The organism is Deltaproteobacteria bacterium, assembly GCA_016213065.1.
In the GTDB taxonomy this organism is placed as follows: domain Bacteria; phylum UBA10199; class UBA10199; order SPLOWO2-01-44-7; family SPLOWO2-01-44-7; genus JACRBV01.
Window position 1 is genome coordinate 1 of record JACRBV010000148.1, and the last position, 13106, is coordinate 13106.

Consider the following 13106-nt stretch of genomic DNA (forward strand, 5'->3'; position numbering starts at 1 on the left):
CTGCCCATCTGCGTTGTTGCCCACAAACCCGCAATCCTCACGTACTTTCATGTACGTTCCGGTTGCGGGTCTGCGGGCGCCTAGCATCTGGGCAGTTTGCGAAGGTTCCCTGTTATCATGGTTTCTGGGTGACCCTTATTAATCCGGTGTTAGGCGGAGAAAGTCGGTTCGTCACTTTGGGTGTCATCGGAAGCGGTGACTTCGGCGGCGGGTTCTTCAAAAACAGGAATTTCGCAGGTTTTTGAGCTCTCATCCGGAAGGGATTTGAGAAAAGCCTGAAGTTCCTGTTTGCTGAGAGTTCCGTCGCGCAAGGCACGTTCGCGAGTACGGTTGTCGAATTTTTGTTCTGTTGTTTCTGGTTTCATCGTCCTGTTTTCTCGATCTGAGTTATGATTTTTCCGTCTTTGAAAATACGGACATCGCCCGAGGATTCGGAGATAACAAAAGCCACCGCGCTGGTCAAGGTCGTAATTCCGGCGCCTGCCTGATGTCTTGATCCCAAACCCCGCGGCAAATTTTCTTCCCCACCGGCGGCGCCCAAGTAGCAACCCGCGGTTAAAATAATTCCTTCACCGCTGATGACAAAAGCGCCGTCCATGGCGGCAAATTCGCGGATTGTTTCTTTGAGTTGGGGTGAGAGGACGTTGCGTTCTTCTTCATCATATCCCTTGAAAGGATTGATAATCATCTGTTTGACGAGCGGCATGACTTTTTCCGTATCTCCCACGACAAAAATGGTACCGACCGGTTTTCCTTCACGCCCTTTTTCCGCGAGTTCCAAACTCAAGTGGAGGACCGCTTGAAAGACTTCCGGTTGTACACTGTTGGCGATGGTAGCAATTCCTTTACTCATCACAATTTCCGATTCCTTGGCGGTGTCGAGAAGTTGAAGATGATCCAAAAATCCGAGATCGGGGGAACCAACGACACAAACCACCTTGTCCCCGGGAGTAAGATAGTCAAGCGAAAGGGCCGTAGTGGCCGCCAATTTGATGAGACTTATACGGCTTAAGTGAATTTTTGGGAGTGAGATAAGAGCCTTGCAATGTTTTTGCAACGAGGCTTCAGCATCGCCGTTGGTTTCCAGTTTTTTCTTTCGGCTCAACAAGAAAAGATCAAGTTTTTTGCTGAAGCGCCCCTTGAAATCCAGATCTTCCAGCACATCGGCATAAATCATCACGGCTTTGGCTTGCACTTTGGCGGCCAATTGAAACGCCGTTTTAATCATCAACACATTCGCCGGTTTCACAAATTCACAATTAACTTATTTTTTTATCCAAGTCCATATTTCTTAACCCATATGCGTGATAGCTGAAATTCACAAGCCGCGGATTACTTGACCTCGGATCATTGAGAACTGCACTTTGTCGTTCAGCAGAATATTTTCGTAGATATTTCTTTTTGGAAAACGAAACGGGACGCCGATGATGTTGGCTAGTTTTCCTTCTTTGAGTGTTCCGATTTCATTTTCCCTAAGCAGGGCTTTGGCTCCATTGCGGGTGGCCATTTTGATGGCAAGATCGGGAGTTAGTTCGGCATAGTGATCGAGAGCCAATTGCATTTGTCTCAGCATGCTTAAGCTTTCATTGCTGGCCAAACTGTCTGTCCCCAATGCGATATTCATTTTACCATCTTCCGAAAGTCCCATCGGGAAACGGCCATGTTCAAAGTAGTCGTGACTTCCCGGGCAGTGCACAACACACATCTCCGCGTTTTGCAAAAGAGCGACATCCTCGTCTTCCAGATAATTCGCGTGAATCGCCATTCCTTTGCGGGGCAATAAAGAAAGACGTTTCAAATATTGAAGCGGTGTTTCACAGATCGTCGCCGGTAATTTCCCCTTGAGCTCCAAAAATTCCGCAAGAGGTCCCGACGCTTCTTTAAACAGTAAAAACTCCTCGGCACTTTCGGCGATGTGAATCGACAAGGGCGGCGGTTGTGAAACAAGTTTTGCAAAAACCTCCGGCAAAAGAGAATAGGTTGCATGAGGTGTCGGCGTGATTTTAAATTTTGGTTTATATTTTTGCTTTTTGCTTTTTGCTTTTTGCTTTTCCATGGCTTGCTGATAAAAATGAAGCGCCCTCTGTTCCTCCACGCCTAAAACTTCCAGATAACAAGTCCCTTCCAAAGGGGATTCCAAAAGCGGTTGCAAAGAAGTGCCCGGGCTTAAATGATCGGCAACGGTGGTGGTGCCGCCATCAAGGAGTTGCTGAATTCCGCTTTTGATCGCGGCCTCCACTTGTTCGGGAGTTTGTTGCAATTTCAGACGGGTTAATTGGTCAATCCAGAGCACAAACGATCCGGGATAAGGGAGCGGCTCCGGCAATTGTGAAAGTTCCAGATGACAATGGGCATTCACGAGACCCGGCAGAAGTACCATGTGCGGAAGTTCAAGACATTCCCTATTTGAAGGCGCTTGGGCGTAAGGAAGAATCGCGGTGATCTTCTCCCCCTCCACGAGAATTGCATGGTCCTTCAAAGGAGGACCTTCCATCGTCACAATAATGGGGGCTTTGAGAAGCATATTATATCCATCGCAATTCTGAGAGAGGGATGCCGGTTAATCCAACACAATATCTTTGAAAAAGAGCGATAGCTCTTTTTTGCGGCTCTCCCAAATCGTAATAAAGTTTTTTCCAGTATTTTAGTAGATGGGTTTCTTGAGAAATTTTTTCCAGATTTTGCAAATTGGATTTTGCTGTTTCAATGAGGAACGGTTTCCATTTTTTCCCGATGGTTGGATTTTTCGTCATCCAACAAGCAAAAACAAATGGGAGTTTTGTCCATTCGGTCCAAGCCTCGCCTAAATCAAGAAAGGGTTGATCGGGATTTTCCTTCCAAACTTTATCCCCAATCAGTAAAGCCCCTTCGGTTGTTTCCTTTGGATTGCTTGTAAATCGGATAGAATTGAGGTTTCTTTCGAAACGATTTTGAAACAGAATTTTGAGAAGGTTTAAAGAAGTGAGTGAATCGGAATCGATGTAAATTGTTTTTATATTTTGAATGGTTGTACGTTTATTTCTAAAAAAAAGCTTCACGGTATCGACGGCGCCAAAGCTTCCAATTCCAACCCCCTCTATTAAATACCAGTCAGGGTCGAGAAAGGCAGTTACAACCGGAGACATAATAATGTCATCGGGACCGGACAATTTGGCCAGTTGCGAAGGCGGGGCCTTAAAAATATCACACGGGAGACCGTGTATGAGCGGGATAACGTTGGAATATGAAACGGTACCTAAGCGCATAGGGAAAGGACAATGGACAATGGACAATGGACTAAAAAGTATTTGGTCCCTTGTCCATGGTCCGTGGTCCATAGTCCATAGTCCATAGTCCGTGTTCCCCCTATCAAACCCCTTGCTATGATCCAAGTGTTATGTTAGTTCCGCTCCAGCTTTCTAATGAACTGAAAGTGGGCCTTTAGCCCACTTTTTTTTTGAAAAGAGATTGTTATATGTGAAGGATGGGTCCTGGCATTTAACTCCGCAAATCCTTTGGATTTGCTACGCGGCCCAGCTCGCTGGGCCTTGTCCAAATGCTTGCACGCCCTCCCGAAAGATCGGGCTGACAAGCATTCGCCTGCCACCCATCATTCACATATGGTTATGAATTTAAATATGATTAAAGTGAGCAAAGCGAACGTGAGGGGGAGGCTCCAACGGCTTTGCCGTTGGAGGGGGCGACGCGAGCCCCTATAAAATGGATATAGCCGCTCTTTTAGAAAATGTTGAAAAGATTGTGAATCCGGTTGTGGAGAGTCTGGGTTTGGAGCTCATTGAAAGGGAGTTTATTCTCGATCAGGGGCGTTGGATTTTGCGGTTGTATATCGACCGCGAAGGAAAAGGCGTCACGATAGATGATTGCGAGACCGTCTCACGGGCTCTGGAACCGGTTTTGGATGTGGAAGATATCATCCCCCAAAAATATTTTTTGGAGGTTTCTTCCCCGGGAATAGACCGTCCTTTAAGACGACCCAAAGATTTTGAACGGTTTGCAGGAAGTTTTGTCAAACTGGATACGAATGAAAAATTGGGAGACCGACATCATTTTTCAGGAATTTTGAAAGGTTTGCGTAACAATCAGATTGTTCTCCAAGAGGGAGAACAGGAGTGGCAGATCCCGTTCGAGTCGCTGAAAAAAGCGAAGATAAGGAGTGAAGAATTATGGCAACAAAAGCAAAAACGAAAGTAAAAACAAAACCCCAACCAAAAAATAAAATGTTTCAGGAACTCGACCGAGTTCTGGATCAAATTTCAAGAGACAAAAATATTCCGAAAGAAAAACTGACAGAAGCCATTGAATCGGCTTTTCTAAGTGCCGCGCGCAAAAAATGGGGACACTTGGGAGAACTCGAAGCCCATTACAATCAGGAAAATGGCGAAATCGAACTTTTTCAATTTAAAACCGTCGCAGAGAAAGTGGAAGACCACAACACACAAATGAGCGTAGCAGAAGGATATGAACTGGATCCCGAAGCTCAGGTTGGAGACAGTTTGGGTGTGAAAATGGATCCTTCCGAGTTTGGGCGCATCGCCGCTCAAGCCGCAAAACAGGTTATCATCCAAAAGGTCAGAGAAGCGGAACGTGATCTTATTTATAATGAATACAAAGACCGTGTCGGAGAATTGGTCACGGGTGTTGTGCGCCGTTATGAAAAAGGCGATTTGGTGATCGATCTGGGACGCACCGAAGCCAGCGTTCCGCGCAGTGAACAGGTCCCGGCGGAACTTTATAAAATTGGGGATCGTGTGCAGGCCTATTTTGTGGAGATCAATCCGCATCGTGCTTCCATGTTGGTTCTTTCAAGACGTCATCCCAATCTGGTGCGCAAACTTTTCGAAATGGAAGTCCCCGAAGTGGCCGATGGCACTGTCACCATTAAAAATGTGGCGAGAGAACCGGGTGTGCGAGCCAAGATTGGTGTTTATTCAAAAGATTCGGATGTGGATCCCGTGGGAGCTTGCGTGGGCATGAAAGGTTCCCGCGTTCAGAGTGTCGTTCAGGAATTAAGAGGTGAGAAAATAGATATTGTGACGTGGGATGAAGATCCGGCCCGTTTTGTTTGCAATGCCATTGCTCCCGCTGAAGTGGTCAAAGTGATTATCAAAGAAAGAGAACGTTCGATGGATGTGGTGGTTCCGGACGATCAGTTGTCTTTGGCCATCGGTCGCAAAGGACAGAACGTCCGCTTGGCCGCTCAGTTGACCGGTTGGAATATCGACGTCTTCAGTGAAACCAAAGTGGAAGAACTGGCCACCCGTTGCAAAGGAGTACTCACAAAAGTACTGGGACTCGATGATAGCACCGCTATCATTTTATACGCTCACGGTTTTCGCTATTTTGAAGACATTGCCAAGGCAGATTGGGAAACTTTCAAAGTGGTTCCCGGTGTTGGCGAAGAACGTCTAAAAGAAATTCAAGCCGTCGCTCAAAAAGCGGTGCAGGATGGAACAACGACGGAACAGATGATGGCCACGCTTTTTTCCGGCAATTTGTTTGATAAAAAAGAAGAATCCAAAACATCTGAGACGCCGGTTGAAACACCCGTTGCCGTAACAGAAGAGCATCATAAAATATCGTAAACTATGGACTCTGATAAAAAACCGATTGTTGAACAACGCATCAAACCGACGGTCATTCGCAGGCGGGCCAAGGAAGAGCCGGTAGCGAAGCCGCCTGTTCCTGTGAAAGCGGAAGCTCTATCACAACCGTCAAAACCAGAAAAACCCGCCGCGCCGGTGTTTATTGAAACAGAGGTCGCCCCTCCCATTATTCATTTGACCGCAAAAGAAAAGGAAGAGAAGGCGAAGAAAGCGGCCAAGAAAAAGAAATCAAAAGCGGAACTCGAACTGGAAGATATTCAACGCGCCGGTGGATTAAAACAATTCGCTCAACAAACTTTGGGAAGTGAAGAAGAGACGGAACCTGCCGAAAAAACTTTTGCGCCCTCAGTTGAGCGCGTCTTTGAACCGACCCATGTTGGAAGCGGTCGTCGTAAAAAACCGATTCGCCGTGAATTCAAGCAGACCCAAATTACCGAAACAAATGTAGCTAAGAAGGTGATTCGCATTCAAAATGCCATCACCATTTCAGAACTTTCCCAGTCAATGGGAATCAAATCGTCCGAGTTGATCAAAAAATTGATGGGGTTGGGAATGATGGCAACCACCAACCAAAATCTGGATGTCGATACCGCTACTCTGCTTGCCACCGATTATGGATTTGAGGTTCTGCACACCGCGTTCAAGGAAGAAGAGGTTTTGAAAGCCACGGCAAAAGAAACGGAAGATACGGATATGCAATGGCGTGCACCGGTTGTTACCGTGATGGGGCATGTTGACCATGGCAAAACTTCTCTGCTGGATGCAATTCGCAAAACCAAAGTCACGGAAAAAGAAGCGGGCGGAATCACGCAACACATCGGCGCTTATGAAGTGACGGTTGCGGAAACGCAACCGTCATCCCGAGGTCCAAAGGACCGAGGGATCTCCGAGGAGATCCTTCGCTCTGCTCAGGATGATCGTGCGATTTATCGCACGATCACATTTATTGATACACCCGGCCATCAAGCCTTTACGCAGATGCGCGCGCGTGGAGCGCAGGTCACCGATATTGTGGTGCTCGTTGTGGCGGCCGATGACGGCTTGATGCCGCAAACCATTGAAGCCATCAATCACGCCAAGGCGGCCAATGTTTCCATCATCGTGGCGATTAATAAAATCGACAAACCTCAGGCCGATCCGGAAAAAGTAAAACGTCAACTAACTGAACACGGTTTGGTGGCGGAAGATTGGGGTGGAGATATTGTTTGCGTTCCCACCTCTGCAAAAACGGGACAGGGTTTGGATCATTTGCTCGAAATGATTTTGTTGACCGCCGAAGTAAAAGAACTGAAAGCCAATGTCAGCGGAAGAGCGAAGGGCGTTGTGATTGAAGCGCGGTTGGATAAAGGACGCGGCCCTGTGGCTACAGCCTTGATTCAATCGGGGATATTAAATGTGGGAGATTTTGTGGTGGCGGGTCTCACCTACGGACGCGCGCGTGCCATGTTGCAGGCGGATGGTTCTTCTGTTGAAAAAGCGGGTCCTTCCAAACCGGTGGGACTCATCGGTTTGAATGCGGTGCCGGAAGCGGGAGAAGAATTGTTTGTGGTGGAAGACGAACGAGACGCCAAACGCATTGTTGAAACACGCCAGGCAAAAAAACGTTCTTCTGAATTATCGAAATCAGCCAAATTTTCACTTGAATCTTTGCAGGAACAAATTTCCAAAGGCGAAACGCACGAACTTCCCTTGGTTATCAAGGGAGACGTCGCGGGTTCGGTGGAAGCTCTCACCGAAGCACTGACCGGCATGAGCAATAATCAGGTCACCGTGAAGACGCTTCACTCGGGCATTGGCGGCATTACAGAAAACGATGTCATGTTGGCCCGCGCTTCCAGAGCGGTTATTATTGGTTTCAACGTGGCGCCCGAAGGAAAGGCGAGGGCGTTGGCAGAACAGGAAGGCATTGAAATCCGTCTTCACAACATCATTTACGAAGTGATGGATGACATCAAAAACGCGATGGAAGGATTGCTTGCACCTAAAATCACCGAGAAATTTTTGGGACGTGCCAATGTCAAACAGGTTTTCAAAATTACCAAGGTCGGTACCATCGCCGGTTGCATGGTGAGCGACGGGATCATCCGCAGAAATTGTCAGCTCCGTCTCATCCGGGATGGCCAGATTATTTATCAGGGTAAACCCGCCTCTTTGAAACGCTTTAAAGACGATGCCCGCGAAGTCACTGCCGGCATGGATTGCGGTATCGCGATTGAAAATTTCAACGACATCAAAGAAGGGGATGTTTTGGAAGCTTTCATTATGGAAGAAACGGCGCAAAAACTGCTATAGACCATGGACCGCGGACAATGGACCATAGACCAAAAAACAAAAAAGGTAGTAAGTCCCTTGTCCATAGTCCATGGTCCGTGGTCCATGGTCCGCTTTCCACGGTCCTTTCCGCCATCAAGACCGGCCGCCGGTTTCTTGTTGTCAGTCATTATCATCCCGACGGGGATGCGCTTGGTTCCACTTTGGCTCTGGGACTTTCCTTAAAAAAATTAGAGAAAAAAGTGGTGATGTATAACCGGGACAGGGTTCCCTATAACCTGAAATATCTGCCCGCGAGTTCCTCCATCACACAAACGCTTCCCAATATCTCTTTTGATTACACATTCATTGTTGATTGCGCCCAGCCCAAACGCGTGAGTGACGACTTTGCGAAAGCGCTCGAAGCAAAGCGTTTGGGAAAATTATTGTGTCTCGACCATCATCTGCTCGATTACAAAGTTGGAGATGTTGACTGGATCGATCCGAAAGCGGCGTCAACCGGTTGTGTAATCTGGAAACTTTTGAAAACGCTGAAGCTTCATAAAAATAAAGATATCGCCAATCTGGTTTATTGCACTCTCACCGTGGACACCGGTTCTTTTCGCTATTCCAATACAACGGCCGATGTTTTTAAGATGGCAGGCGAGTTGCTCCGTTACGGTGCAGACCCGTGGCTCGCGGCGCGAAATCTTGAAGAATCAAACCCGTCGGAGCGCTATGTTTTGCTGGGGCTGGCCCTCCGGTCACTTTTTGTCGGCATGAACGGAGAATATGCGTCGATGGATGTAACGCAGTCGATGCTCAAAGAATCAGGCGCCGGAGACGATCTCTCGGAAGATTTTGCGAATTACCCGCGCTCCATTAAAGGCGTGGAAGTCTCCGCTCTTTTTCGGGAGATGGAAGATTTGCGCATCAAGGTGAGTCTTCGTTCCAAACTCAGAGTCGATGTCTCCAAAGTCGCCAAAAGTTTCGGTGGTGGCGGACACGTACATGCTGCAGGGTGTATTCTCCGCTGTGATTTAACCAGCGCCAAGAAGCAGATTGAGACAGAGGTGCGTAAAAAACTAAAAAATAAAAAATTTTGATTTTTGATATGTGTCTTTGGTTTCTAATTTTTGGTTTTTAATTTTTTATGAACGGCATTCTTGTTGTCGACAAACCCTCTGGGCCCACTTCTCACGATATTTGCCAATATTTCAAACACCAACTTGGAGTGAAAAAAGTGGGACACGCGGGAACGCTTGATCCTCTGGCCAGCGGTGTTTTGATTTTATTGATTGACGGCGCCACCAAACTTCAAAGTGTTTTCATGGGAAAAGAAAAAGAATACGAATTTACAATTCGTCTAGGTGTTGCGACCGACACGTATGATTCTGAAGGGAAGGTCGTTCAGGAATCCCCGATGCCAAGCGATGCAGTGGAACAAATTCAAAGCATGTTGCAGGAATTTCGCGGCGAAATTTTGCAAACGCCTCCGGCATATTCGGCCCTCAAAAAAAATGGAAAACCTTTTTACAAACTGGCCAGAGAAGGAAAAGAAGTGAAACCGGAACCTCGCAAAATAACAGTTTATGCTCTGGAAATAATTCATCATGTTCTGCCCTTTGTGACATTAAGGGCGCGTTGTTCTTCGGGAACCTACGTCCGCTCCATCGCACACGACATCGGACAAAAACTCGCCTGCGGTGCCCACGTCACCGCCTTGCGACGTTTACGCTCCGAACCGTTTGGGGTAGAGGATGCAATCAAGATTGAATGGTGATGCGCTAACAATTGTCATTCCCGCGAAGGCGGGAATCCAGTCTTTATAACAATTTCTGGATCCCTGCCTTCGCAGGGATGACAAGAAAATGGATTACTCCGACAGACTTTTAAGAACTCCTCGCCTGATTTTTGATGGTGAGAAGTAGGTCGACCAGTACGCGCGTTCCCATTTCACCTTCGGCAACAATCTCTTCGCGGAGTCTTTCAAGCGCCGCTTCATCGGTTAATGTCAGCAAACGCCCGATTTTTTCGCTGACGCGATTCCATTCCGGTGAAAGGCGGGCATGCACTTGCTTGATGGCCGGATTTTCTTTTTCCTGTTTTTGCATGACTTCATCTACCGATGCGACAAAATCTTTCATCTCCCAATCTTTTACAGGGGCTCGCGTCGCCCCCTCCACCGGCAAAGCCGGCGGAGCCTCCTCCTCTCGCTCGCTTTGCTCGCTTTTATGCTTCTTATGTTTTTTGGTGCGCGGGGTTTTTTTCTTCATTTTTTCTCCTCCAAGTTATGCATAATTTCTTTTGCCAGCGCCTGCAATTGTTCTTTTGTGTTTAAGGTTGGATCATCGAGCACCCGTTCAACCAATTGTTTGAGAATTTTTCCCATTCCGGGTCCGGGAGGAATGCCGCCTGCAATCAAATCATGTCCCGTGATTGCGAGATCGCCGGGACCAAACGGCGGTTTTTTTGCCAACTCCGTGCGCACGCGCTGGCGCATATTCGCAACCCCTTTGACAGAGCGAGGATGTTTGCCTCCGCGGTTATCGGCGAGTCGCAAATCGAGTAATTTATAAATTAGAGGTTCACCGATTTTGTGGACAAAACGGCGGATCGCCTTATCGGTGAAATACGATTTTGTTTCAAACATGTGATGCAGAACAAGGGTCTCCACATTTTTTGGATTGATTCCAAGCGTGGTTACTTTCATCCTCTGCATCCATTTGTGAACAATACGCCGCGAAACAAGTTGATGTCCGTAGAAAACAATGCGGTCTTTTGCATCATCATATTTTCTGGTCGGCGTTTTTCCCACATCGTGGAAAAGGGCTGAAAACATGAGTTCCAAATCTCCGGGATTTTCCAGATATTCATCTGCTCTAGTGGCATCCAAAACACGCATTGTGTGTTTGTAAACATCATCTCCCGGGCGTTTGTCCTGCTCAATTCCAACCAGTGCGTCTACTTCCGGAAAGAGATATCGTAGTAATCCCACCTCCCGCATGATTTCAAAACCAACAGAAGGGACAGGGGCAGAAAAAAGTTTTTTAATCTCTTCGACAATTCGTTCGGCGGAAACGGTGGCGATCAAAGGGACACTGGTTTTCATGGCCTTCCATGTTTTGGGTTCGATTGTCAGACCCAATCGGGCGGCAAACTGAACGGCGCGAATCAGCCGCAACGGATCTTCCTCGAAGGCCATGTCAAAAACAATGCGGAGCGTTTTGTTTTCCAAATCTTTTCGTCCGTTGAAAGGGTCAATAATCTGTTCAGTTTTTATGTTGAGAGCCATGGCGTTAATCGTAAAATCACGTCTTCCCAAATCTTCTTCAATGGAAAGATTTGGATCAAAGGCAACTTCAAAGTCGCGGTGTCCCACTCCGGTTGAAATTTCTTTTCGTGGAAGGGCGATATCGTAAACGATTTCTGATTCCGCATGGGGTGTGAATTTCAGGACTCCAAAAGATTTTCCCACAAAAGCAACTTTGCCGTAAGGAGTTAGAAGATTCTTCAACGTCTCCATCGAAATTTTTCGAACGAGCAGATCTCTGTCCTTGTGAGGAATTTTAAGAAGCGCACCCCGAACGGTTCCGCCCACTTCATAAATTTCCCCTCCCGCTTGCCAGAGGGGTTCCAAAAATTTTAAAGACGATTTTGTCACAGGCCTTCAGATTTAACCAAAGATTGAACGGGAGTTTTATCTGCAAAATCACGGAACCAGTAATCAACAAGACGTAATTGGGGCAAATAGGATGGGCCGTTATTTTGTGGTGATTTGGTTTCCGGATTTTTCTGCTCGACGAGGCGCACCGCCATCCATTTGTTTTCCTTAACAAAGGGTTTTGCAATTCCCGACTTTGGTTTTTTAAGGGAAAGGAGGGTGGCATACTCCTCCACCGTTAACGCGCCCCCGAAAATTTTCTTCCGGTCTTTTAATCCGAGTGGGCCAACTTTTTCTGTTTTTAATTTTTCTTTTTTCAGAAGAGGGGTGGCTTCATTTCCCTTAAACCACGTTTCCTGAACGGATTCGGCAATTTCTTTTTTCCCCGCGTCTGTGATGGTGATGGTTTCAAAAGTCCATGTTGGTTGAAGAGGCGGCTCAGAAATTTTTTCTGTGTTTTGAGCCCACTCTTGGAATTTTTTGACAAGCAGATCGTTGCGGACCATGTTTTCGTAGGCAAAACCGTATCGGTAATAAAAATTGTTGATGTAGTTTTTATAACTGACCGGATCAAAATCTTTTTCAGAGGAAATAAAATTGGCCAACTCACGGTCGGTTACTTTAAATCCAAGTTGGGTAGAAAATTGTTCGATAAGGCTGGAGGTAACGAGTTGTTGCTGGACTGACTGTTTGATGCTTTTTGTAAGAAAGTCAGGGATTTCTCCCCCTTTGAATTGTTCCTGTAATTTTTCGTATTGGTTTTCATAAAAAAAACGAAATTGGGAAAGTGGAACGCTTTGAGCACCCACAACAAGAGCCACCGAGTCGAGGTTTTGTTCGTTGACTTTATTGAAACCAAAAAAGAAAACAAACGTGACAATGATAATGCTCAAAACCACTTTCAATCCCCACCCTGCATGTTTTCGCATGACCCCAAGCATTTGGGCTCCATAACTAAATTCCTCATTGAAGTCAATTTGGGAGAGGTAAAAAAATGCCTGCAAAACACAGAGCTTTGCAGGCATTTATTGAACTCTTAAAAAAACCGGGTCTTATTTCTTTTTCATTTCGAGTGCGAACTGGCCTTTTTTGGCCCAGCTTAAAATCTGGTCGGCATTGGTCACGGTTGGATCGATTACAGCGTTACATTCTTTGACACTGTAAGTACAGTTGGCTGAAAAAACGCCTTTCGATTTTTTAAGATGCTCGGCAAGTTTCATGTATTCGGCGTTGGTTGCTGTTGGGGAAGTGCCGGTGACTGTGAAAAATACGGTAGTCTGGCTGGCAGACGCTGTTCCAACATCTCCCGCCTTATTTGCGGTCTTCACTTTTTGTTCTTCGGTAACCGTTGTTGCATCAATTCCCGCTTTTTTCCCCTTCACCTGTTGTTCCGTCACCGTTGTGTTGGTGGTTGTTTCCGGCTGAGGGGTGGGTATGGCTTTCACCGTTGGCGCCGGTGCTGTCTTTGCTTCTTCTGCCATTGCGAAACCGCTCGACACGAGGACGGCGGCTACAACCAATAATACTATTTTCTTCATATTTCTCCTCCTTGAGGGTTTATCCCCCAGTTTATTATTGGGCGACGGCTA

Annotated in this window: 13 protein-coding genes; 5 read left to right on the plus strand and 8 right to left on the minus strand. The window is 46.7% G+C overall.

Features of this window, described 5'->3' with window-relative positions; all coding sequences use genetic code 11:
• Window positions 1–149: 149 nt before the first annotated feature.
• The 4 genes from HY877_08830 to HY877_08845 all read right to left on the minus strand — a co-directional run bounded on the left by HY877_08830 (window position 150) and on the right by HY877_08845 (window position 3317).
• Window positions 150–365, minus strand: coding sequence for a hypothetical protein (locus HY877_08830; protein MBI5300374.1), 216 nt, complete (start codon window positions 363–365; stop codon window positions 150–152).
• A complete protein-coding gene (locus HY877_08835; protein ID MBI5300375.1) occupies window positions 362–1249 on the minus strand; it encodes a DNA integrity scanning protein DisA nucleotide-binding domain protein in 888 nt (295 codons plus the stop codon). Before HY877_08835 ends, HY877_08830 begins: the two co-directional genes overlap by 4 nt.
• A 69-nt stretch (window positions 1250–1318) precedes the next feature.
• Window positions 1319–2524 (minus strand): amidohydrolase family protein, encoded by a 1206-nt coding sequence (locus HY877_08840; GenBank protein MBI5300376.1) that lies wholly within the window; start codon window positions 2522–2524, stop codon window positions 1319–1321.
• A gap of 1 nt (window position 2525) precedes the next feature.
• On the minus strand, window positions 2526–3317 hold the full coding sequence (locus tag HY877_08845) for a hypothetical protein (GenBank protein MBI5300377.1): 792 nt from the start codon (window positions 3315–3317) through the stop codon (window positions 2526–2528).
• A 382-nt stretch (window positions 3318–3699) separates the two neighbouring features.
• Between HY877_08845 and HY877_08850 the strand changes: the two genes are divergently transcribed.
• From HY877_08850 to truB, 5 genes are read left to right on the plus strand one after another with little or no spacing between them, the layout of a single operon-like run.
• Complete coding sequence (locus HY877_08850) at window positions 3700–4191, plus strand: ribosome maturation factor RimP (protein ID MBI5300378.1); 492 nt, start codon at window positions 3700–3702, stop codon at window positions 4189–4191.
• Window positions 4164–5582 carry a transcription termination/antitermination protein NusA gene (nusA, locus tag HY877_08855; GenBank protein MBI5300379.1) on the plus strand — a complete coding sequence of 473 codons (1419 nt, stop codon included), beginning with the start codon at window positions 4164–4166 and terminating at the stop codon, window positions 5580–5582. The genes HY877_08850 and nusA overlap by 28 nt, the downstream gene beginning before the upstream one ends.
• 3 nt (window positions 5583–5585) lie before the next feature.
• Window positions 5586–7895 (plus strand): translation initiation factor IF-2, encoded by a 2310-nt coding sequence (gene infB, locus HY877_08860; GenBank protein ID MBI5300380.1) that lies wholly within the window; start codon window positions 5586–5588, stop codon window positions 7893–7895.
• 17 nt (window positions 7896–7912) lie between these two features.
• Entirely contained in the window at window positions 7913–8959 is a 1047-nt protein-coding gene (locus tag HY877_08865; GenBank protein MBI5300381.1) for a DHH family phosphoesterase, read from the plus strand.
• 47 nt (window positions 8960–9006) lie between these two features.
• The gene (gene truB, locus HY877_08870) at window positions 9007–9636 is read left to right on the plus strand and encodes a tRNA pseudouridine(55) synthase TruB (GenBank protein MBI5300382.1); all 630 of its coding nucleotides are present in this window, start codon (window positions 9007–9009) and stop codon (window positions 9634–9636) included.
• A gap of 109 nt (window positions 9637–9745) precedes the next feature.
• Here truB and HY877_08875 read toward each other — a convergent pair whose 3' ends face one another.
• The 4 genes from HY877_08875 to HY877_08890 all read right to left on the minus strand — a co-directional run bounded on the left by HY877_08875 (window position 9746) and on the right by HY877_08890 (window position 13055).
• On the minus strand, window positions 9746–10129 hold the full coding sequence (locus HY877_08875; protein ID MBI5300383.1) for a hypothetical protein: 384 nt from the start codon (window positions 10127–10129) through the stop codon (window positions 9746–9748).
• The gene (locus tag HY877_08880) at window positions 10126–11517 is read right to left on the minus strand and encodes an HD domain-containing protein (protein ID MBI5300384.1); all 1392 of its coding nucleotides are present in this window, start codon (window positions 11515–11517) and stop codon (window positions 10126–10128) included. Before HY877_08880 ends, HY877_08875 begins: the two co-directional genes overlap by 4 nt.
• Window positions 11514–12446 (minus strand): SurA N-terminal domain-containing protein, encoded by a 933-nt coding sequence (locus HY877_08885; protein MBI5300385.1) that lies wholly within the window; start codon window positions 12444–12446, stop codon window positions 11514–11516. The genes HY877_08880 and HY877_08885 overlap by 4 nt, the downstream gene beginning before the upstream one ends.
• 123 nt (window positions 12447–12569) lie before the next feature.
• A complete protein-coding gene (locus HY877_08890; GenBank protein ID MBI5300386.1) occupies window positions 12570–13055 on the minus strand; it encodes a hypothetical protein in 486 nt (161 codons plus the stop codon).
• Window positions 13056–13106: the final 51 nt, after the last annotated feature.